A 20124-nucleotide genomic window follows, 5' to 3' on the forward strand; every position below is an offset into this window, starting at 1 on the left:
ACCTCGCGGTGCGGTCGCGCGCTCATGACCGGCTTCCGTCGACGACGCGGTTGCGCTGCACACCGAGGTCGATTCGGCCGTCCCGGCTGGTGATGCTCGCCTCGACGACGTCGCCGGGTTGCAGATACGGTCGGCGCCCGGTCCGGGAGCGGCGCGGCCGCCTACGAGGAGACCCAGCCTGACGGGTTGGGGTGGCGCGCCGGCAGCGGAGTCGTCTGACGCGTGGGGACCCCCTCCTCGTTCCGTGCCTGTCGGGAGTGACTCGGCCTTCCGGCGGAGCGGGAAGATCCAAGGCGGCGAGACGCTGCGCCTCGTCCGGTGCGATGCCGAGGGCTCGCAGGATCAACTCGGCGGCGGCGCTGCCGGCTTCGCGCCAGCCCTGGTGGCCGTCGAGGACCATCCACATCGCGCTGACCGTCGTACCGCTGATGAATGCGGCCACACTCAGTACCTTCGGAATTTGCCGATCGCCGGATCCTCGTGGGAGAGCCGGACGAACAACCGTACCCCGGTGGGGAGTCGGGCCGCCGAGGCGGTGTTCGCGGTGCCGGCGACGACCGCGTCGACCTTGGCGTGCAGCTCGCTGGCCGTGTTCTCGACCGCGGTCGTGAACAGTTGCTCGATCGAGTCGACTTTCTCGGGGATCCGCTCCCGCGACGACGGGACACTCCCGCTCGAAGCGACGATGCGGGTCTCCCGGATCCTCCTCGAACCGGCGCTCAGGGAGCACACTGAGGCCGTGCCCGGCACATCAATGCTCCACTGTGGGACCAGCTGCGCAGCGAGGAGAACCGGGCCGGCGCGATCGGTGAGTTGTTCACTACGGACGGGACGCCGGTGAAGGGCGTCCCGGCTGCCGCTCGTTCGGGTCGAACCTCTCCGCCTGCCCCGGTCGTAGGTGCCCGCGGGACGCGGCCCGCGAGATCCCGCTGGCCGTGGCCAGCGACGCAGTGGCCGCCGCGGTACGCCTGACCGCGGGAGTTGCCATGGCCGATGGGTCGGCTTTCGGGTAAGTGGATGACCCATCAACTCCTTTACACTCGCTTGTATGGAAGAAGACGTGCGGTGGTTGACGGCGGAGGAGCAGCACGCCTGGCGGAGCTTTGTCCGGTTGCATGAGCGGCTGGGGGGTCGACTGTCGCGCCTGTTGCAGAGCGAGTCGAAGCTCTCGGCCGCGGATTTCGGCGTGCTGGTCAATCTGACGGATGTGCCGGACGGCCGGCAGCGTTACCAGGATCTGGCCCGGGCGCTCGAGTGGGAGAAGAGCCGCATGTCCCACCACATCGCTCGGATGGCCGGACGAGGGCTGGTGATCCGCGAGGAGTGCCCCGATGACGCGCGGGGAGCGTTCGTGGTGATCACGGACGCCGGGCGGGCGGCGATAGAGATGGCGGCGCCGCTGCATGTGGAGGCGGTACGAGAGCTGTTCCTGGACCATGTCACCCCGGCAGAGCTGCGGACTCTGGCCGACATCTCCGACCGAGTGGTGGGGAAGCTGGACGAGAACCCCGCCTGATCGGCCGTTCGCGGTGCTACCTGGCAGCAGAGCTCTTTGGCTGTCAGGTCGTTGACGGTGCTGGCATCGAGATCGAGCCACGCGCACTCCACCCCTTGCCGCAGGGCGTTGCTGGCGGCGTCGGAGCCGAGCAGGCGGACGAGGTCGGTCTGGCGCTGGGGTCCGCGGTCCCACAGCTGCATCATGACCAGTTCCTGGCCGGGGTGGAGACCGGCGCGGCGCAGCAGCTGCCCGGCGAGCATGCGGTGCACGCGGGCCACGCGGAAGATCGCGTGGCTGAGGGGACCGGCCGTGACGGACGGTGGCAGTGGCAAGGGGCCGCCGTCCGCCGCCGGCGTCGTCCGGGCTGTGGTCGGGCGACTTGCGTCCGCATCTACGGCGGTGACCACACCGGCTACCCGACCCACGGCTGCCTTCGGCCCCGGGGTGCCGAATCCGAGGACTTCCGAGCAGCTGCGAGAAGCGGCGGGTGCCCAGCTCCAAGCTCCCAGCTCCCAGAGTCCCTCGGCGCACAGCGGATCGACCTCGCTTTGCCTTGTCCCACGGTTCTGGGAGGACACGAGGTCGCCCAGGAGCTCTTCCGAGGTCGCGCGCAGGTTGGGCCGTCGATGGCGAGGTGTCGGTGGAGGGGCCCTCGATGCCGGCCTTGGAAGTGACGTAGGCGAGACCGGCGGCGGCGCCGCGCTGACTCGCGACCGAACCGATGGAGAGTAGGAATCCTCCATCGAGGGCCTGAAGTGGAATCCTCATGAGACGTCGAGCGAGATTTTGGGAAATCCACCGGCGGGGGAGTCTCAGGGATCCGGGGCGGCCTGACGAGCCGCGTAGGTGGCGGGCGTGAGGCCGGTGTGCTGCCCGGAAGAAGCGGCCGAAGTTGGCCGTGTCGGTGAACCCGAGGTGGTCGGCGACCACGCGGGCGGTCCACCGGGCGTGGCCGAGCAGCCGGCGTGCTTCGAGCAGTCGGCGCTGATCGATGACCTGCCGTGCTCCGGTGCCGGCGGCGGCCCGGGTGGCGCGGCTGAGGGTTCGTACGGAACAGCCGAGCAGCCGGGCCCTGTATACCAAGGGTCTGGTGCGCTGCCAGGACGGCGACCTCCCCTGGACGCGCTGGCCCGCTCCGTCCTCGCGGGCATCGGCGAACCGCCGGTCCGTGAGGACATCGCGCTGCTGCTGGTACGCGCGCCGTGCGGCGAGAACACCGCGCGCTGGACCCTCGCGGCCGACCCGACCGTCGTGGCTGAGGCACGGGAGGAGATCGCCCGCCAGTTGACGTGCTGGTGCGGTTTCCGGATGTCGCCCACGCGCTGGAATGGGAGAAGCGCCGGGTGTCGCATCACAGTGCCCGGATGGTGAAGCGCGGGCTCGTGACGCGAGAAGACTCTGCGAAGACGGGCGTGGCACGTTCGTGGTCATCACACCAGCGGGTCTACATGGCCAATCCGAGTGTGACGGCGGTCGCCGCGGAGACCAGCGCGAGGATGATGGGGGCCATGGCGTTTCCGCGCGTGGCGGGGTCGGCGTAGTCGCCGGCCTTGGCGTGGAAGGCCACAGCGCCGATCATCGTGATCCCGAAGCCGACGGCGGCGGCGATGCCCAGAGGCTGCCAGAAGAGCCCCACGACCAGGCCCACGACCGCGGCGATCTCGGCCAGTCCTACGAAGCGGACCAGCCCGGCGCTCAGGCCCATGTGGGACTGGAGCCCCGCGGACACGTCGCCCTTCAGCATTGCCTTCGGCACGCCGGCGGCCAGCGACACAAGGGCGAGCAGCACGCTGAGGACGGCGGCGGTGATGTACATGGGGTTTCCCTTCCGGTGAGGCCCAGGCCCCGGCAGGGGGTTCGTAGACCATTGGTTGTTGCATCAACGGGATTCGTCACCAGGAACATAGGGAAAGCTGTGGTGATGTGTCAACAAAAGTGTCCTCCGACGTGCTCGACGACCGCGGAGATCTCGTCCTCGGATGTGCAAGAGGCTCGGCGGACGCCTCGCGCCCGACGGTCGCCGCCATGTGGATCTGGCCAGGAGCCTGGAGTGGGAGAAGAGCAGGATGTCGCATCAGGTCTCCCGCACGGTGAAGCGCGGACTGGTGGCTCGGCGGGAATGTCCCGAGGACGGCCGCGGCGCGTTCGTGGTCATCACGCCGGAGGGGCGAGAAGCGATCGCGGGAGCCGCGCCCCGTCATGCGGAGCGCGTCGTCGAGCACCTAGACAAGGGGTGCGGCTGATGGCCGGCTCGTGATGGGGGACGGCTGACGCGTGCAGCCGGAATACGGATGTGCCGGGACAGGTTACGGGGTGCCGTCCTCGAGCGCTGGGTGGGCCCAACTGCTCTTCGCGGCCCGGGACTTCATTGGTGGCGCCCTGGATGCGGATGGCTGCCGCCTTCTCGGGCGAGCTGTAAGCCGAGGACTGAGTCGCGCGTGTGCGGGAACAGGGGCACCGGTCAACCGGCGCCCTCCAGGCCCAGGCTGCGTAACGGCGTGCCGGCGCCAACGGGTCCGGGCGCCAACGGGCTCAGCGGTGCGCGCTGAGAAGCAGGTCGGTCCAGTCGATGGTCGTGCCGATCAGGCTCGCGGTGACGATGTGCGGTGGGGACGGGTACGTGTCGGCACGCCGAAGGAAGGCACAGGTCAAGGGCACATGTGTTGGGGCACCACACCTTGCGGGCATGGGGTGCGTGCGGCCCCCATGCCCGGGCACGGCAACGCGCCTCAGACCGCGAGCCAGGCGGCTTGGTCCGGTGCCAGGAGGCCGTCTTCGAGGGGGCCGCTGGAGAGCAGGAGAGAGGTGTGTTCGGGCAGGGGGTGTGGCTCGGCCGAGAGGTTGACCACGCAGGCGAAGCCCGGGGCGCGAGAGAAGGCGAGGACGCCCTCAGGGGCCCGCAGCCAGGTCAGGGTGCCGTCGCCGAGGGCGGGGAGCTCGCGGCGCAGTCGCAGCGCGGCGCGGTACAGCTCCAGCATCGAGGTCTCGTCACCGGTCTGCGCCTCAGCGCTGAACGCGCCCCAGCCGGCCGGCTGGGGCAGCCAGGGCTCGGCGGAGACGTTCTGCGGGCTGAAGCCGAACGGCGGTGCCGCCCCGGACCAGGGGATGGGCACCCGGCAGCCGTCGCGGCCGCGGTCGGTGTGCCCGGACCGCTCCCAGATCGGGTCCTGGAGTACGGCCTCGGGCAGGTCCTCGACCTCCGGCAGGCCGAGTTCCTCGCCCTGGTAGATATAGGCACCGCCCGGCAGGGCGAGCATCAGCAGGGCGGCCGCACGGGCGCGACGCGTGCCCAGTTCCAGGTCCAGCGGGCCCTCGGGCCGGTACGGCTCGTTGGCCACCCAGCGCTTGACGGCCTTGCGGCCGTAGCGGCTGGGGTGGCGCACGACGTCGTGGTTGGAGAGCACCCACGTGGCCGGGGCGCCCACCGCGCCGAGCATCGCGAGCGAGTCGTCGATCACCGCGCGCAGGTCCTTCACGTCCCAACTGGACATCAAGAAGTCGAAGTTGAAGGCGGTGTGCAGTCCGTCCGGGCGGACGTAGGCGGCCAGCCGCTCAGGGGTGTCCGCCCACGCCTCGGCGACGAAGGACCGGTCGCCGGGAAACTCGTCGGCCACCCTGCGCCACGCCCGGTAGACGTCGTGCACCTCGTCGCGGTCCCAGTGCGGGTGATCGACGTGCTGCCGGGGCCGGGCCGGCTCGTCCGCGTCGTCCCGGCGGGAGAGCGGTCCGAGCACCCCCGCCGGCTCCTCGCGGGGCGGCAGGTCGGGCAGTTCGGGGTCCTTGACGAGCCCGTGGGCGACGTCGATACGGAACCCGTCCACGCCCCGCTCGAACCAGAACCGCAGGATCGACTCGAACTCCGCCCGTACCTCCGGGTGTTCCCAGTTGAGGTCGGGCTGTTGAGGGGCGAACAGATGCAGGTACCACTCGCCGTCGGGCAGCCTCGTCCAGGCCGGGCCGCCGAAGCAGGAGACCCAGTCGTTGGGGGGCTCGGCTCCGCCGGGTCCGCGGCCGGGGCGGAAGACGTAGCGTTCCCGCTCCGGGCTGCCGGGGCCGGCCGACAGGGCGGCTTGGAACCAGATGTGCTGGTCGGAGGTGTGGTTGGGCACGATGTCGGGGATGACCCGGATCCCGTGCCGGTGTGCTGCCTCGATGAGCTGCTCGGCCTCCGCGAGGGTGCCGAAGAGTGGGTCGATCCGCCGGAAGTCCGCCACGTCGTAACCGTGGTCCGCCATCGGCGACTCGTACCACGGGTTGATCCAGATGGCGTCGACGCCGAGCCGCTCGAGATACGGCAGGCGGGAGCGGAGGCCGGCGATGTCGCCGACGCCGTCGCCGTTCCCGTCGGCGAAACTGCGGATGTAGACCTGGTAGATGACGGCGCTGCGCCACCACGGTGCGGTGCTGGGCATGCTGTGGGTTTCTCCTTGGACCTGGGATGGGTGGCTACTTGGCCGCGCCCGCGGTGAGTCCGGCGACGATACGGCGCTGGAAGAGGAGCACCATGATCACCAGGGGGATGGTGACCAGGACGCCCGCCGCCATCTGGCTGCCGTACGGGGTCTGGTACGACGTGGCACCGCTGAACTTCGAGATGGCGACCGTCGCGGTCTGCATGCTGGGCTTGTTGGTCATCGACAGGGCGATGAGGAACTCGTTCCAGGCGGCGATGAAGGTGATGATCGCGGTGGTGAAGATGCCCGGTGCGGCGAGGGGAATGATGATCCGGCGGAACGCCTGGCCGCGGGTACAGCCGTCGACCATGGCGGCCTGCTCCAGCTCGTCCGGCATCTGCCGGAAGAACGTGGTCAGGTTCCACACCGCCAGCGGCAGCGTGAAGGACATGCTGGGGACGATCATCGACTGGTAGGTGTTGATCCAGCCGATGTTCGTGAACAGCTTCAGCAGCGGGACCACGATCGACACCACCGGGAACATCGAGGTGGCGATGATCAGCGTGAGGATCAGCCGCTTGAACCGGAACTCCAGCCGGGCCATCGCGTACGCGGTGAACGTGGCCAGCAGCAGCGACAACGCGGTGGTGACGCCGGCGACGATCAGGCTGTTGAGCAGCGCCCGCGTGAACCCCTGGGACGGGCTGAACACCGCACGGTAGTTCTCGAACGACAGCGGATGGGGAAGCAGCGAGGTGCTGAAGATGTCGGTGCTGCGCCGCAGGCTGGAGACCAGCATCCAGTAGAACGGGGCCAGGCAGTAGGCCACCACAGCGGCGACACCCACGTAGGGCAGCCACTGACGCCACTTGGCCGTGAGGATCATGCCGTCACCTCCGCACGGCGCGGCGCCACGACGCCTCGCCGCTTGCCCCGGGCAGTGCGCCGCCCCTTGGCTCCGCCGCCGTCGCCGACGAGATCGGCGCCGAGCAGCCGGACGAAGGCGAGCGCGATGAGGAAGACGTAGAGGAAGAGGAGCACCGCGTAGGCGGAGGCCGGTCCGAAGCGGACGTTGGAGGCCTCGTTCTGCGCGAGCATCGACAGGGTTTCCACCGAGCCCTTCTGCGCGCCGATGAGGATGTACGGCAGGTCGAACATGCGCAGTGCGTCCAGGCACCGGAACAGGACCGCCACCATCAGCGCGGGCTTCACCAGGGGCAGGGTGATGCGCCAGAACTGGGCCAGGGCGCTTGCCCCGTCGATCCGGGCCGCCTCGTAGACCTCCTTCGGGATCACCTGGAGGCCGGCCAGGACCAGCAGCCCGATGAAGGGGGCGGTCTTCCACACGTCGGCGATGATGACCGCGATCTTGGCCTGGAAGCCGTCGGCGGTCCACAGGACCTGATGTCCGATCAGGACGTTGGCGATTCCGTCGGCGTTGAAGATCCACCGCCACAGCAGGCCGGAGATGGCCGTGGGAATCGCCCAGGGCACCAGGATGCCGGCCCGCACCAGGGCCCGGCCCCGGAACGCCTTGGCCATGATCAGTGCCATGGCCACACCGATCACCGTCTCCAGGGACACGGTGACGACGGTGAAGAGCGTGGTGTTCCAGAAGGCGTTCCAGAACCGGTCCCCGGCCTGCGTGAAGATGTCGGTGTAGTTCTTCAGCCCGACGAACGGCTCGGTGTTGCTGATGAAGCCGGTCTTCGGGTCCAGTCCCTTCGGTCCGTACAGCGACTCGTTCAGCGCCATGAGCGTCGGATAGATCACGACGATCGTCAGCACCAGCAGCGTCGGCGAGACCAGCAGGGCGGCCAGCCGCCCCGTGCCCGCGGTCGCACGGGCTCGGGTGCGGCGGCGTTTCAGCGGCGAGGAGAGCCGCCCGGAAGGGCTGCCGGACGCGCCGCCGGACCGGGGCGCGGTGGGTCCGGGCGGGACCTTGGTGTCGGCCATCACCCCCTCCTCACTTCGCTGTCAGCTTCTGCAGGTCCGCCTGAAGGTCCTTCAGCGCCTGCGCGCTGCTCTTCTTGCCGGTCAGCGCGGCGTAGACCTCGTTCTGGACCGCCGCCGTCACATCCCCGTACTGCACGACCCGCGGGCGCGGCACGGCACGCGTGATGGACTGCTTGAGGACGGGCAGGTACGGATACTGCTTGTCCAGCGCCGCGTTGTCGTACAGGTCCGCGTACGGCGGGGCGAGGGAGGCCTTCTTCAGGAAGTAGCTCGCGTTCTCCTCGCTGCTGAAGAACTTCATGAAGTCCAGGGCCGTCGCCTTGTTCTTGGCGAACGAGGACAGGGCCAGGTTGGAACCGCCCAGGCTGGAGGTGCCGGGCCCGTTCAGGCCGGGCAGCGGCGCGACCGCGATCTTGCCCGCGAGCTGGCTCTTCTGGGCCAGGGAGTACACGTACGGCCAGTTGCTCAGGAATATCAGCTTTCCGGCCTGGAAGGCCTGACGGCTGTCCTCCTCCTGGTAGGTGATGGCCTCCTTCGGGATCGTCTTGTCCTTGAAGGAGTTGACGAGGAAGTCCAGGCCCTTCTTCGCCTGCGGGGTGTCGACGTCCGGCTTGCCGTTCGCGTCGGTGATCTGACCGCCCGCGGAGTTCACGGCCTCGGCGAAGTTCACCGTGAGGCCTTCGTACTTCTGGAACTGCCCGGCGTAGCAGGACATGTTCCTGGCCGCGGGCAGCTTCTTCACCTTGGCGCAGTCGGCGGTCATCTCCGCCCAGGTGCTGGGGGGTTGAGTGATCCCTGCCTGCTTCAGCAGATCGCTGCGGTAGTACAGCATGCCGCCGTTCGAACTGGCCGGGACCGCGTACAGATTGCCGCGGTACTTCGCCGTCTCCACCACCGGCTTCAGCATCTTCTGCAGCGGGAACTGGCTCGCGGGCAGGGGCTCGATCCACTGGTGGGCGGCGAACTCCGACGTCCACACGACGTCGGTGGCGAGCACCGTATAGGCGTCGGACTTCGTCTCCGCGTTCTGGATCATCTGCTGTCGCTGCGAGTCGGCGTCCGTCGGCAGCTGGATGAAGGTGACCTTCTCCTTCGGATGCAGCTTGTTCCAGCGGTCGAGGATCGTCTGGACGGTGCCGGTGGTGTCCTTTCCGGCCACGTAGGTGATGGGTCCACGGCCCTTGAAAGACGTGCTTTGGGCCGGCGCCGCGGAGCTGCTGCCGCCGGACGAGCCGCAGGCCGTGAGCAGCAGCCCGGCGGCGACGAGCGTTGCCGAGCACTGGATGACTCTGGAGGTCCTGATCTTCTTCACTGTCTCTCCTGGTCGTGCGAAACCGGAGCCGTGACTGAGCTGTCACGGGGTTCGGTAGAAGAAAACGCAGGTCGAGGCCATGAGGGGGGAACTTCACAGGGCGGCTTCGACGCTGCGATGGCAACGTTTGCATGACCTGCGTGCAACCTGGGGGAAACAATCCGCAAAGTCCTGGCAATGCGGGCGGATCTTGACCGAACCGTGCGCCTTCTCCCGATGACAGCGCTGTCACCGATCGGCTTCTCCGAAGGGCCAACCGTGTTAGCGTCCGGTCATGCCACCAGCTCAACGGCACCCCACGATGACCGATGTCGCCGAACGGGCCGGGGTCTCGCCGTCCACCGTCTCGCGCACCCTGCGCGGCCTGCCGACCGTCTCGGCGGAGGTCCGCGCCCGGGTCGAACAGGCCGCCCGCGAGCTGAAATTCGCCGTCTCGCGGCAGGCCGCGAGCCTGGTCACCGGCAGAACCGGAGTCGTGGCGGTCCTGGTGCCCACGCTCGCCTCGTGGTTCATGGGTTCGGCGCTGTCCAGCCTGGGCCCGCTCCTGCGCGCGGCCGACATGCAACTGGCCGTCTACGTCATCCCCGACCTCACCGAGCGCACGTCGTTCTTCGAGCATCTCCCGGCCCGCCGCAACGCCGACGCGCTGCTCGTGTTCTCCTTCGACCTCACCGACGAGGAGAGCGCGCGACTGGACGACCTCGGGATGCCGGTCATCTACGTCAGCCAGCACGTCGAGGGCCGCCCCAGTGTGTACGTCGACGACGTGGCCGGTGCCCGCGACGGCACCCGGCATCTCCTCAACCTCGGGCACCGCCGGATCGCCTTCGTGACGACGGTGGGCGCCAGCGGCTTCACCTTCAGCTCGCACGAGCGGCTGCTCGGCTACCGGCAGGCGCTCACGGAGGCGGGCATCTCCCCGGACGACGACCTGGTGGTCGCGGCACAGGCCCAGGACAGGCGGGCCACGCTCGAGGCGGTCGGGAAGCTGCTCAGCCTGCGGGAACCGCCGTCCGCCATCTTCGCCGAGCAGGACGAACTGGCCGTCGCCGTCATCTCGTCCTTGCGCAGGACACAACTGGACGTTCCCGGGCGGATGTCCGTCCTCGGCTTCGACGACCAGCCACTGGCCGAGTGGTCCGACCTGTCCACGGTGGCGCAACTGCCCTCGGACATAGGGCGCTTGGCCGGCGAACTGGCCCTGCGGCTCATCAACGACCCGGACGCGGACCACAAACGCCACGTCATCCTGCCCACCCACGTGATCCCACGGGCCACGACCGCTCCACCACCCGCGCCTCAGCAGGAGCAGGACGGCCGCGAGCGGCGCCACGGGTGAGGGATCCGAGGCTGCCCGCCCGAGGAGCCGCTTCCGCCCCGAGTACCCGGGGCGCGGCGGATGCCGTACGCCATGCAGTCGGCCTCCGACGGGTCGCCCGCGTAGATCGCCCCGGGCCGGGATCGAGGGTGGTGAGGGCCTGGAGGAACGGCAGCGCCTCGGTGACCGACAGTTCGTCGTCGCCGAATTTTGTCCCCCTTTCGCGGCCTGCTCGAAGGTGCGATCTTAGGGATGGCCGCCCGTATCCAGATCACCTCTGGTGCCCGACAGCTACAAGACGCACTACAACACGCAGGTGAAGGGAAGTTGACGGGATGTCCACCCCCCACGTGACCACCCCCACGACCACGGCTCAACCGACCGATCGAGAGCGCTCGGTCGTCGACCGGGCGCTCAACATTCTCGGAGTCTTCGACCAGGACAACCGGTCCCTGACACTCAGCGAGATCAGCCGGCGCGCGGGCCTGCCCGTCGCGACCGCTCACCGCATCGTCCACAAGCTCCAGGACTGGGGAGCCCTGGAGCGGCGTCCCGACGGCAGGTACAGCATCGGCCTGAAGCTGTGGGAGAAGGGGAATCTGTCCCCGAGGTGCTCCAACCTCGCCGAGACCGCGAAGCCCTATCTGGTGGAGCTGCACCGCCGGAGCGCCGCCGGCGCGGCACTCGCGATCCGCGACGGGGACGAGAGCGTCTGCCTGTCCATGCTCACGAACGATCCGGCCATGATCGCTCTCGCGAGCGCCCCGGGCGACCGGCTGCCGCTGCACGCCACCGCGGCCGGGCTGCTTCTGCTCGCTCACGCGGGTGAGCCGCTGCAGAACGAAGTCTGCGCGGGTCCGCTGCGCCGGTACACGGCCGTGACCACCACCGACGGCAGTGTCCTGCAACAGCAACTGGCGTCGGTCCGACGAGCCGGGTACGCCGTCGCCGACGGCACGTTGGTCGACGGACGCGGAGCGGTGGCGGCTCCGGTGCGCGATCCGCAGGGCAGTGTCATCGCCGCCGTATGCGTGGTCGCGCACCGTGAAGCGTTCCAGCCGCTGCGCCAGGTTCCCCTCGTCCTGACCGCCGCCGACGCCGTCTCCCGGCGGATCCAGGCTGACGCAGGGCGCGTGACGGCCCTCGACATCTGATGGCGTCCTCCGATGGAAGATCCGTGCCCCGGGACTCTCGCCCTCCGGCGCGGCCGGGTTCGCGCGCAGGAGGCTCGGGCCCTCAGTCCCAGGGGCGAGGGAGCGCCGATCGCATGACCGCCGACCGTGGCCTGCTGGCCGTCATCGACATGCAGCGCGTCTTCGCGGAGCCCGACAGCCCCTGGGCCACCCCGGGATTCGCCGAGGCCGCGGACGGCGTACGACGTCTGCTGCCGGCCTTCGGCGACCGGGTCGTCTTCACGCGTTTCCTGGCGCCGGAGAAACCCGTCGGCGCCTGGCGCGCCTACTACGAGCAGTGGCCCTTCGCCCTGCGGCCGCCGGACGCCCCGCTGTGGCGGTTGACGGACGAGTTCGCCACCCGGGCCCGGCACGTCGTGGACGCGCCCACCTTCGGCAAGTGGACCCCGCGACTCGCCGCGCTCGTCGGGCCCGCGGGACGCCTGGTCCTGGCCGGCGTCAGCACCGACTGCTGCGTCCTGTCCACCGCCCTCGCCGCGGCGGACGCCGGCGTCGAGGTGCTGGTCGTCGCCGACGCCTGTGCGGGCGCGGACGACACCTCGCACGCCGAGGCACTGCGCGTGATGGACCTGTACCGGCCGCTGATCCGCGTGGTCACGGTGACCGAGCTGCTCGCCCGTTGATCCCCCGAAGCGCACCGGATCCCCTGGACCTCGTGGGAACTCCTGCATCCCGCAGGATTGCTTCGGCCGAGGTCGGGTACGCGAGCAGGACCGCGCCCGGTGCGATCTTGCCTCGGGCGGGGAAGCACACCACCGCTACCAGGGGATCAGCCATGGACACACCCGCGTACGACAACGCCGTCACACCGGCCCGGCGGGCGCTGGACGCGCTGGCCGAGAACACCGAGGACATGGGGGCGCTGGCCACGCTCGCGAGCAGCGAGGTGCTCGTGCCCGTGCCCGACGACGCCGGACAGGAGGAGACCGGCGATTCCAGCACGGTGGCGCTGCCCGTCCTGGAACAGCCGGACGGCGCTCCGGTGGTGCCCGTGTTCACCTCCGAGCCCGAGATGGCCGAGTTGCTCCCGTACGTCTCCCGCTACCGTCTGGTTCCGCTGGGCGCGCTCGCCGCACAGTGGCCCTCCGACGATCTGTCGCTCACCATCGACGCCAACTCCGAGCACCCCCTGACGCTCACGTCCGAGGGTGTCCGCACCCTGCTGGCCAGGCCCCAGGGCTGAACCGGCACCACAATCCCGCACCACAAACCCGGCCCTGTGGTTCTCGTAGATCCTCACAGGGCCTTTCCGGGATTGAGGATCCCCCGGGGATCGAACACCTGTTTGATCTGCCGCTGGAGGTCGTGGGCGGCGGGCCCCAGCTCCTCGGCGACCCACTGCCGCTTGAGCACGCCCACCCCGTGCTCGCCGGTCAGTGTCCCGCCCAGGCGCAGCGCCAGCGCGAAGATCTCGCCCGCCACCTCCCATGCTGCCTCCGGCAACTGGTCGAGGGACGGGTCCACCACGACGATCGGATGCAGGTTGCCGTCCGCCGCGTGCGCGAGCGTGAACACGGGTACGCCGTGGCGCGCAGAGATCGCCCGGATCTCGCGGACCGCTTCCGCCAGGCGGGAGCGGGGCACCGCGATGTCCTCGATGAGCGGCCGGCCCAGCCGTTCCAGCGCGGGCAGGGCCTGGCGGCGGGCGGCCAGCAGGGCCTCGGCCTCGGCGGGATCCTCCGTCGTCTCCACCGCGGTGGCCAGGGGTGCGACGAGCCGGCCGACCGCCGCCGCCTCGGCCGCCGCGCCCGCGCCGTCGCACTGCACCACCAGCAGCGCCGCACCCCGCTCCCGCAGGGCCGGGTCGATGGCGTGCAGCACCGGCCCGTCCAGGAGCTCGGCCAGGGCGGGTTCGACCCCGGCCCGCGAGATCGCGTACGAGGCCTCGGCGGCGGCCTCGAAGGAGGGGAAGTACGCGGCCAGCGTGGCCGTCGCCACCGGAATCGGCCGCAGCCGCAGCGTCGCCGAGGTGATCACCGCGAGGGTGCCCTCCGAGCCGGTGAGCAGCGCGGTCAGGTCGTAGCCGGTGACGCCCTTGACCGTACGGCGGCCCGTGCGCACCACCGTTCCGTCGGCCAGGACCGCCTCCAGGCCCAGCACGCTGTCCCGGGTCACCCCGTACTTCGCGCACCTGAGACCGCCCGCGTTGGTCGCGATGTTCCCGCCGATGGTGGACAGGGCCGCGCTCGCCGGGTCGGGCGCGTACCGCAGGCCGTACGCGCCCGCCGCCCGGTCCAGCTCGGCGGTGATCACGCCGGGTTCGACGACGGCGAGCTGGTCGTCGGCCGACAGTTCGAGGACCCGGTTCATTCCGGACAGGTCCAGGACCAGGGAGCCCTCGTGCGCCGTGGCCCCGCCCGACAGGCCGGTCCCCGCGCCGCGCGGCACCACCGGCACGCGGAGGGCGTGCGCGTGCCGGAGGGCCACCGTCACGTCCTCCGTCCGCCGGGCACGCACCACCGCCAGGGGTTCGCCGGCGGGCCGGGTGCCGGAGCGGTCGGTGGCGCGCGCGGCGAGCTCGGCCGGGTCGGTGGTCAGCCGGTCGGGCGGCAGGTCGCGGGCGAGCAGGCCGAGGAGCTGGGCGGGCGCGGTCGTCGCAGGCGTCGTTCCGGGCGTCTTTTCGGGTGCTGCGGTCACGGGTTCAGTGCCTTCGTTCCGATGGCGAGCAGGGAGATGTCCTCCTGGGGCGCGTGCACGGGCGCGCACTGGATGTCCCGGAAGTGCCGCTCCAGCGGATTGCCGCGGGCCAGCCCCGGGTTGCCCAGCAGCCGTAGGGCCAACTCCACCGCCCGTACGCCGTGCCGGTCGGCCAGCACCCGTGCGCCCAGGGCCTGTTCGGGGGTGTACGAGGTGTCGCCGCCGTCGAGCTTCGCGGCGCCGTCGAACACCAGCTGCTCGGCGGCCGTGAGCAGTACCTCGATCTCCCCGGCCGTGCGCCGGAAACGCTCAGTCCGGGCCACCGGGTGCCCCAGGTTGGCGGGCACGCGCGCGTGGGCGAAGGTGTGGAAGAACCCCTGCGCCGCGCGGGCGGCACCCAAGTAGAGGGCGGCGAGCGGGAGATGGAGCGCCGCGCCAGCCCGGTTGTCCTGTTCGGCGGCCGGTCCGGCCGGGCCGAGACCGATGACGTGCTCGTACGGGACCTCCACCGCCCGGAAGGTCACGTCGTGGCTGCCGCTGGCCCGCAGCCCCAGCTGGTCCCAGCGGCCGGTGATCTCGACGCCGGGCGAGCCGCCCGGCACCAGGAACGTGCCCACGCGCGGCTCCGGTTCGTCGGTGCTCGCCCACACCAGGAACCAGTCGAGTCCCTCGGCGCCCGTCACGAACCGTTTGGTGCCGCTGACGGCCCAGCCGTCGGTGGTGCGCCGCGCCCGGGTGGCGGGCAGCCCGCCCCGCGCGGGGGAGCCCAGATCGGGCTCCACGCGCGCGTGGTTGACGAGCACGGGACGCTCGTACGACTCCTTGAGCACGCGCGCGTACAGCTCCTCGGGCCAGTGCGGCTCGGCGGCCTGCCGGGCGTGGGTGGCGAGCGTCATCGCCGTGATCAGGGCGACGGACGGATCGGACCGTCCCAGCCCGTGCAGGATGCGGGCGGTCTCCTCCACCCCCGCGCCCCGGCCGCCGTACCGCTGTCCGACGGTCGCGGTGAGCGCCCCGGCCTCGTGCGCGATCCGCAGGGACTCGGCGGGGAAGGCGGCCGACCGGTCGTACTCGGCGGCCAGTTCGGCGATGCGGTCGGTCACAGGGCCTTCTTCAGATCGGCGTTCAGGTCGGCGTTCAGCTCGGTGGTCCAGAACGACTTCACGTCCAAGTGCTCCTTCAGCGCCCCGAGTTCGGTGAAGACGTCGGCGACCTTCTGCTGCGAGGCGACGGCGTCGTCGCCGACCGTCCTTGCCTGCGTGGGGCGCTGGGCCTGTGCGTCCACGAGGTCCTTCCTCGCCTGGGCGAGGGGCTGGTGGGTGGCCTCGGCGGAGACCTGGGCGAAACCCTCCTCGTGTCCGTCGCGGACGTACGCGTACGCCCGGGTGATCCGCGCGATCAGATCGGCCGCCGCCTTCTTCTGCGCCGGGCTCTTCAGCACGCTGTCCCGCGCCGACCACAGGAAGTTGCCGGACAGGATGTCCTTGCCCGAGCCGACCGTGCGGGCGCCCTGCTGGTGGGCGGTGATGATCGAGGTGCCGTACGAGGCGAAGGCGTCGACGCTGCCGCCGTTGAGGGCGGCCAGCCCGTCGTTGGGCAGCAGCGGCTTGGCGTCGATGTCGGACCACTTCAGCCCGGCCTGCTTGAGCAGTTCGTACAGGAAGTAGTGAGCGGTGGTGTTCTGGACGTAGCCGACCTTCTTGCCCTTCAGGCCGGCGATGCCGGTCACCTTCGAGCCCTTGGGGACGACGACCTCCTGGTTGAGCGTCGCCCCGCGCTGTACGGCGACGACCTCGAAGTTCGGCTCGCCGTCGGCGGCGGCGAAGACGGGTGGGATCTCGCTGGAGGAGGCGAGGTCGAGGGCTCCGGCACGGATCGCCTGGAGCTGCTGGTCACCGCCCTGGAACTGGCTCCACTTGACCTGGTACGGCGTGTCGTCGAGACCCGCGTATTTCAGTACGGCCTCTTCGAGCTTCCAGCCAGTTGCGCCCACTCTCAGGGTGACGGACGAGGACCCGGCCTGCGCCTGGCTTCCGCAGGCCGCCGCGAAGGGCAGGAGCAGGGCGAGGACGGCGGCGGACGTGCGCGGGGTACGGCGGAACAACACGGGAGCTCCATCAGGCGGCGTGGGTCGTGGTGCGGTGGGCGAGTTCCTGCCGGACGAGCGGCAGCACGTGGCGGGCGTAGTCGATCGCGTCGTTGAGCGGGTCGTAGCCGCGGACCGACAGCAGGTCGCAGCCGATGTCGACGTAGTCGAGCAGCGCCTTCGCCACCGTCTCGGGGGAGCCGACCAGCGCCGTGGAGGCCCCGGCGGCGTTGGTGGCGACCGCGGGGGCGGTCCACAGGCAGCGGTCGTGGACCTCGCCGCGCTCGGCGATGTCGAGCAGCCGCTGCGAGCCGACGTTGGCGGGGCGCCCGGTGGTGCGGTAGTGGCGCAGCAACTCGGTGTTGCTCGCCTGGTCCTTCAGCACGCCCAGGGTGCGGTGCGCCTTCTCCCAGGCCAGTTCGTCGGTGGGCGCGATGATCGGGCGGAACGACACCCAGATACGGGGACGGGGCCGCCCGGCGGCATCCGCGACCGCGTTCACCGCGGCGATCTGCTCGGCCGTCTCCTTCAGCGGCTCGCCCCACAGCCCGAAGATGTCGCCCTGCTGCCCGCCGACCCGGTAGGCGTCCTGGGAGGAGCCGCCCACCGAGATCGGGATCAGCCCGTTCACCGGCTTCACGTCGGAGTAGTAGCCCTCGAACCGGAAGTGCCTGCCCTCGTGCGACACCGGCCCGTCGGCCTGCCACACCTGCCGCAGGATCTGGATGTACTCGTCCGAACGCTCGTACCGCTCCGTCTTGTTGAGGTAGTCGCCTTCCCGGCGCTGCTCCTCGTCGCTGCCCCCGGAGATGATGTGCACGCTCAGCCGCCCGTCGCTGATCTGATCGAGGGTGGCCAGGGCACGGGCGGCGTGCGTGGGGAAGACGACGCCCGGCCGGTGCGCCAGGATCGGGCGGATCCGTTCGGTGTGGGTGGCGACGAACTGGGCGACCTGGAAGGCGTCCGGGGACGCCGAGTGGTAGGCGACCAAGGTGTGATCGAAGCCGCCGTCGTCGAGTGTGCGGGCGTATCGGCGCAGATGGTCGGGGTCGAAGCCGGTACGGCTCGCGGCGGCGGGACCGGAGGCGGCGGCATCCGTGTGGACGGCGCTGATGAATTCCACTGGCATGGTGCGACTCCTTGACGGATGGGGCTACTTCAGGAGGGAGGTGTCGGCCGACTCGGCCACGTCGACGTTCGGCTCCAGCACACCGATCCCGTTCATGAGGTCGGCCACGCCCTGCACGGTCTTGTTCACCTCGGCGGTGACCGGCAGAGCCTTGCTGTACGCGGCGGAGGCGAGCGTCTTCGCCACGGAGGAGTCGGCGCCGTTGCGCTGCTCGATGGCCTGCGCGTAGGCGTCCTGGTGGGTGCTCGTCCACGTCAGGGCCCTGCCGAGGCGCCCCAGGAAGTCGCTCAGCGCGGCCTTCTTCGCCGGGTCGCCGAGGGCCTTGTCCGAGGCGCCGATGAAGCCGTAGCCGCTGACCCGGCCGTCGGCGCCGTCGACGAGCAGCTTGCCGCCCTGCTCCAGGCCGACGGCCTGGTAGACGCCGAAGGTCGCCCAGGCCTTGATCTTGCCGGAGGCGAAGGCGGCCTGCGCGTCCGTCGGCAGCAGGTACTGCACCTTCACGTCGGAGTAGCTGAGACCGTTCTGCTTGAGCACGTTGGCCAGCAGATACTCGGCGATGCTGCCCTTGGCCGAGGACACCACGACTTTCTGGCCCTTGAGGTCCTTGACGCTGTCGATGCCGGAGTCCTTGCCGACGACGATGCCGACATGCCGGCCGTCGTTCTTCAGGGCGGCCACGTTCTTGAACCGCACCCCGCCGCTGAGTGCCTGGAGCGCGGGCAGGTCCGCGGAGTACGTGGTGTCGGCGGCGCCCGCCTGCACGGCCTGGTAGAGCGGGGCGGCGCCCTCGAACTCGGCCCACTTCACCTTGTAGTCGGCGCCCTTCAACGCGCCCGAGGCGGCGACGATCGTCTGCAGGGTCTTGGCCTGGTCGCCGATGGTCAGCGTGACCTGGCCCTTTCCGGCCGCGTCGGCCGAGGAGTCCGCGCCGCAGCCGGTCAGCGCCAGCAGGGCGGAAAGGCTCAGCGCGGCGGTGGCGAGTCGTCGTATCACGACGGGGTTCCTTCCAAGGTGCGGGTGACGCCGAGCCAGTTCAGGAGGCGGGCGCGCAGGGAGACGAACTCGGGGGCGGTGAGGTCGCGGGGGCGGGGCAGGTCGACGGTGAGCTCGTGGGCGATGCGGCCCTCGTCCATCACCAGGACGCGGTCGGCGAGCAACAGCGCCTCCTCCACGTCATGCGTGACCAGGAGGATCGCGCAACCGTGCCGCTGCCACAGCTCGGCGACCAGCTGCTGCACCTTGCCCCGGGTGAGTGCGTCGAGGGCACCGAACGGCTCGTCCAGGAGCAGCAGTTCGGGCTCGCGCACCAGGGCGCGGGCGAGCGAGACACGCTGAGCCTGGCCGCCGGAGAGGGTCTTGGGCCAGACACTCGCGCGGTCCGCGATGCCGACCTCGTCGAGTGCCTTCTCGGCGAGCGCCCGGTCGGGCCGGCCCGGCAGCCCCAGGACCACATTGCGCCACACCTTCAGCCACGGCAGCAGCCGCGGCGACTGGAAGGCGGCACTGCGACGGGCGGGCACCGTGACCTCGCCGCCGATCCGGTCGTCGAGCCCGGCCAGGATCCTCAGCAGCGTCGACTTGCCGCAGCCGCTGTGCCCGAGCAGGGCCACGAACTCGCCCTCGCGCAGGTCGAGATCGAGGTCGTGCAGGACGGTGTTGCCGTCGAAGGCCCGCGAAAGCCCCCTGATCTCCACGCTGTTGGCCATGGTCACGCCTCACCCTCGAAGTTGGCCCGCCAGGTCAGCAGGCGGCGCGAAAGGATCCGTACGGCGAAGTCGCAGGCGAGCCCGAGCAGCGCGTACACGACGAGGCACAGCACGATGACGTCCGTACGGAAGTACTGCTGGGCGTTGCTCATCAGATAGCCGAGGCCCGCGTCCGCGTTGACCTGCTCGGCGAAGACCAGCGCCAGCCAGGCGGTGGACAGCGCGTACCTGAGGCCCACGAGGGCCCCGGGCAGCGCGCTCGGCAGGATCACGTACTTGATCAGCCCGAGCCTGCCGAGCCCCATCATCCGTGCCGCCTCGACGAGTTGTGAGTCGGTGGAGCGGATGCCGCCGTAGATGTTGAAGTACAGCGGATACGTCACGCCGAGCGCGACCAGCGCGATCTTCGGGGTCTCGTCGATGCCGAACCAGACGATGAACAGGGGGATCAGACCCACCCAGGGGATCGCCCGGAGCATGCCCATCGAGGAGTCGATGACGTCCTCGCCGAGCCGGAACAGCCCGGCCAGCAGGGACAGGCCCAGCGCGATGGTGGCCCCGATCAGGAAGCCGGTGGCCGCGCGGCGGCCCGACGCGGCGATGGCGTCGGGCAGTTCGCCGCTCTTGGTGAGTTCGACGGCCTGCCGTACGACGTCCACGGGGGAGGCCAGCACGGTTTCCGGGAGCACTCCGGTGGCCGAGGTGACAAACCAGAGGAGGACGAGGCCGACGGGGCCCGCGGAGCGGCGTACGGAACGGGGAACGGTGAGGCGGCGGGCGGATTTGGCGGCGCCACGGATGGTGACGCGGGTGGGCGGGGGCGATTCGGAGGCGGCGGACTGCCTGGGCAGCACCGCCGTGTCCAGCGGTTTCGTCGTCATGGCGGGGATTCCTC

At 70.4% G+C, this 20124-nt stretch carries 19 protein-coding genes and 4 pseudogenes; 7 read left to right on the forward strand and 16 right to left on the reverse strand.

The annotated features are described in order from the left end of the window. Positions 1–22: 22 nt before the first annotated feature. Both AB0I77_RS06610 and AB0I77_RS06615 read right to left on the reverse strand, forming a co-directional pair. A complete protein-coding gene (locus AB0I77_RS06610) occupies positions 23–442 on the reverse strand; it encodes a hypothetical protein (RefSeq protein ID WP_363281274.1) in 420 nt (139 codons plus the stop codon). A 2-nt stretch (positions 443–444) separates the two neighbouring features. Further along, complete coding sequence (locus AB0I77_RS06615) at positions 445–750, reverse strand: hypothetical protein (RefSeq protein ID WP_363281275.1); 306 nt, start codon at positions 748–750, stop codon at positions 445–447. Between the two features lie 298 nt (positions 751–1048). Between AB0I77_RS06615 and AB0I77_RS06620 the strand changes: the two genes are divergently transcribed. Beyond that, the gene (locus AB0I77_RS06620; protein ID WP_363281276.1) at positions 1049–1516 is read left to right on the forward strand and encodes a MarR family winged helix-turn-helix transcriptional regulator; all 468 of its coding nucleotides are present in this window, start codon (positions 1049–1051) and stop codon (positions 1514–1516) included. Positions 1517–1635: 119 nt separating this feature from the next. Here AB0I77_RS06620 and AB0I77_RS06625 read toward each other — a convergent pair. Further along, a pseudogene (locus tag AB0I77_RS06625) lies at positions 1636–1830 on the reverse strand (MarR family transcriptional regulator); the annotation flags it as partial. Positions 1831–2310: 480 nt separating this feature from the next. Further along, positions 2311–2569, reverse strand: a pseudogene (locus AB0I77_RS06630) (helix-turn-helix domain-containing protein); the annotation flags it as partial. Between the two features lie 227 nt (positions 2570–2796). On the opposite strand from AB0I77_RS06630, the pseudogene AB0I77_RS06635 reads away from it, so the two are divergent. Beyond that, a pseudogene (locus AB0I77_RS06635) lies at positions 2797–2942 on the forward strand (MarR family transcriptional regulator); the annotation flags it as partial. Here AB0I77_RS06635 and AB0I77_RS06640 read toward each other — a convergent pair. Beyond that, positions 2943–3314, reverse strand: a complete 372-nt coding sequence (locus AB0I77_RS06640) for a DoxX family protein (RefSeq protein WP_363281277.1) — start codon at positions 3312–3314, stop codon at positions 2943–2945. Positions 3315–3519: 205 nt separating this feature from the next. Here AB0I77_RS06640 and AB0I77_RS06645 point away from each other — a divergent pair. Further along, a pseudogene (locus AB0I77_RS06645) lies at positions 3520–3705 on the forward strand (MarR family transcriptional regulator); the annotation flags it as partial. 522 nt (positions 3706–4227) lie between these two features. Here AB0I77_RS06645 and AB0I77_RS06650 read toward each other — a convergent pair. From AB0I77_RS06650 to AB0I77_RS06665, 4 genes are read right to left on the reverse strand one after another with little or no spacing between them, the layout of a single operon-like run. Next, on the reverse strand, positions 4228–5910 hold the full coding sequence (locus AB0I77_RS06650) for a glycoside hydrolase family 13 protein (RefSeq protein ID WP_363281278.1): 1683 nt from the start codon (positions 5908–5910) through the stop codon (positions 4228–4230). 34 nt (positions 5911–5944) lie between these two features. Further along, positions 5945–6778: a carbohydrate ABC transporter permease gene (locus tag AB0I77_RS06655; RefSeq protein ID WP_363281279.1), complete on the reverse strand. Its 834-nt coding sequence runs from the start codon at positions 6776–6778 to the stop codon at positions 5945–5947. Continuing rightward, complete coding sequence (locus tag AB0I77_RS06660) at positions 6775–7848, reverse strand: sugar ABC transporter permease (protein ID WP_363281280.1); 1074 nt, start codon at positions 7846–7848, stop codon at positions 6775–6777. The genes AB0I77_RS06655 and AB0I77_RS06660 overlap by 4 nt, the downstream gene beginning before the upstream one ends. A 10-nt stretch (positions 7849–7858) precedes the next feature. Further along, a complete protein-coding gene (locus AB0I77_RS06665) occupies positions 7859–9160 on the reverse strand; it encodes an ABC transporter substrate-binding protein (RefSeq protein ID WP_363281281.1) in 1302 nt (433 codons plus the stop codon). 274 nt (positions 9161–9434) lie between these two features. Here AB0I77_RS06665 and AB0I77_RS06670 point away from each other — a divergent pair, with 274 nt between their 5' ends. The 4 genes from AB0I77_RS06670 (at position 9435) to AB0I77_RS06685 (ending at position 12854) form a co-directional block, all read left to right on the forward strand. Further along, positions 9435–10499, forward strand: a complete 1065-nt coding sequence (locus AB0I77_RS06670) for a LacI family DNA-binding transcriptional regulator (protein WP_363281282.1) — start codon at positions 9435–9437, stop codon at positions 10497–10499. 314 nt (positions 10500–10813) lie between these two features. Then, a complete protein-coding gene (locus tag AB0I77_RS06675; protein WP_363281283.1) occupies positions 10814–11632 on the forward strand; it encodes an IclR family transcriptional regulator in 819 nt (272 codons plus the stop codon). A 113-nt stretch (positions 11633–11745) separates the two neighbouring features. Beyond that, positions 11746–12294, forward strand: coding sequence for a cysteine hydrolase (locus AB0I77_RS06680; RefSeq protein ID WP_363281284.1), 549 nt, complete (start codon positions 11746–11748; stop codon positions 12292–12294). 152 nt (positions 12295–12446) lie between these two features. Further along, the gene (locus tag AB0I77_RS06685) at positions 12447–12854 is read left to right on the forward strand and encodes an SseB family protein (RefSeq protein ID WP_363281285.1); all 408 of its coding nucleotides are present in this window, start codon (positions 12447–12449) and stop codon (positions 12852–12854) included. A gap of 53 nt (positions 12855–12907) precedes the next feature. On the opposite strand, the gene AB0I77_RS06690 is transcribed toward AB0I77_RS06685, so the two are convergent. From AB0I77_RS06690 to AB0I77_RS06720, 7 genes are read right to left on the reverse strand one after another with little or no spacing between them, the layout of a single operon-like run. Then, positions 12908–14308 carry an FAD-linked oxidase C-terminal domain-containing protein gene (locus AB0I77_RS06690; RefSeq protein WP_363281286.1) on the reverse strand — a complete coding sequence of 467 codons (1401 nt, stop codon included), beginning with the start codon at positions 14306–14308 and terminating at the stop codon, positions 12908–12910. Next, positions 14305–15411 (reverse strand): acyl-CoA dehydrogenase family protein, encoded by a 1107-nt coding sequence (locus AB0I77_RS06695; protein WP_363281287.1) that lies wholly within the window; start codon positions 15409–15411, stop codon positions 14305–14307. The genes AB0I77_RS06690 and AB0I77_RS06695 overlap by 4 nt, the downstream gene beginning before the upstream one ends. Continuing rightward, entirely contained in the window at positions 15408–16415 is a 1008-nt protein-coding gene (locus AB0I77_RS06700; protein WP_363281288.1) for an ABC transporter substrate-binding protein, read from the reverse strand. The genes AB0I77_RS06695 and AB0I77_RS06700 overlap by 4 nt, the downstream gene beginning before the upstream one ends. A gap of 10 nt (positions 16416–16425) precedes the next feature. Then, a complete protein-coding gene (locus AB0I77_RS06705) occupies positions 16426–17523 on the reverse strand; it encodes an LLM class flavin-dependent oxidoreductase (RefSeq protein WP_363281289.1) in 1098 nt (365 codons plus the stop codon). A 24-nt stretch (positions 17524–17547) separates the two neighbouring features. Beyond that, positions 17548–18516 carry an ABC transporter substrate-binding protein gene (locus tag AB0I77_RS06710; protein WP_363281290.1) on the reverse strand — a complete coding sequence of 323 codons (969 nt, stop codon included), beginning with the start codon at positions 18514–18516 and terminating at the stop codon, positions 17548–17550. Next, on the reverse strand, positions 18513–19229 hold the full coding sequence (locus AB0I77_RS06715; RefSeq protein WP_363281291.1) for an ABC transporter ATP-binding protein: 717 nt from the start codon (positions 19227–19229) through the stop codon (positions 18513–18515). Before AB0I77_RS06715 ends, AB0I77_RS06710 begins: the two co-directional genes overlap by 4 nt. A 2-nt stretch (positions 19230–19231) precedes the next feature. Continuing rightward, on the reverse strand, positions 19232–20110 hold the full coding sequence (locus AB0I77_RS06720; RefSeq protein ID WP_363281292.1) for an ABC transporter permease: 879 nt from the start codon (positions 20108–20110) through the stop codon (positions 19232–19234). Between the last annotated feature and the right edge of the window lie 14 nt (positions 20111–20124).

Source organism: Streptomyces sp. NPDC050619 (genome assembly GCF_040654815.1).
GTDB lineage: Bacteria > Actinomycetota > Actinomycetes > Streptomycetales > Streptomycetaceae > Streptomyces.

Coding starts and splice junctions, on each gene's coding strand:
- AB0I77_RS06685 (WP_363281285.1), top strand. CDS start 12,447: ATGGACACACCCGCGTACGACAACGCCGTCACACCGGCCCGGCGGGCG.
- AB0I77_RS06640 (WP_363281277.1), bottom strand. CDS start 3,314: ATGTACATCACCGCCGCCGTCCTCAGCGTGCTGCTCGCCCTTGTGTCG.
- AB0I77_RS06655 (WP_363281279.1), bottom strand. CDS start 6,778: ATGATCCTCACGGCCAAGTGGCGTCAGTGGCTGCCCTACGTGGGTGTC.
- AB0I77_RS06620 (WP_363281276.1), top strand. CDS start 1,049: ATGGAAGAAGACGTGCGGTGGTTGACGGCGGAGGAGCAGCACGCCTGG.
- AB0I77_RS06660 (WP_363281280.1), bottom strand. CDS start 7,848: ATGGCCGACACCAAGGTCCCGCCCGGACCCACCGCGCCCCGGTCCGGC.
- AB0I77_RS06670 (WP_363281282.1), top strand. CDS start 9,435: ATGCCACCAGCTCAACGGCACCCCACGATGACCGATGTCGCCGAACGG.
- AB0I77_RS06680 (WP_363281284.1), top strand. CDS start 11,746: ATGACCGCCGACCGTGGCCTGCTGGCCGTCATCGACATGCAGCGCGTC.
- AB0I77_RS06720 (WP_363281292.1), bottom strand. CDS start 20,110: ATGACGACGAAACCGCTGGACACGGCGGTGCTGCCCAGGCAGTCCGCC.
- AB0I77_RS06650 (WP_363281278.1), bottom strand. CDS start 5,910: ATGCCCAGCACCGCACCGTGGTGGCGCAGCGCCGTCATCTACCAGGTC.
- AB0I77_RS06715 (WP_363281291.1), bottom strand. CDS start 19,229: ATGGCCAACAGCGTGGAGATCAGGGGGCTTTCGCGGGCCTTCGACGGC.
- AB0I77_RS06675 (WP_363281283.1), top strand. CDS start 10,814: ATGTCCACCCCCCACGTGACCACCCCCACGACCACGGCTCAACCGACC.
- AB0I77_RS06705 (WP_363281289.1), bottom strand. CDS start 17,523: ATGCCAGTGGAATTCATCAGCGCCGTCCACACGGATGCCGCCGCCTCC.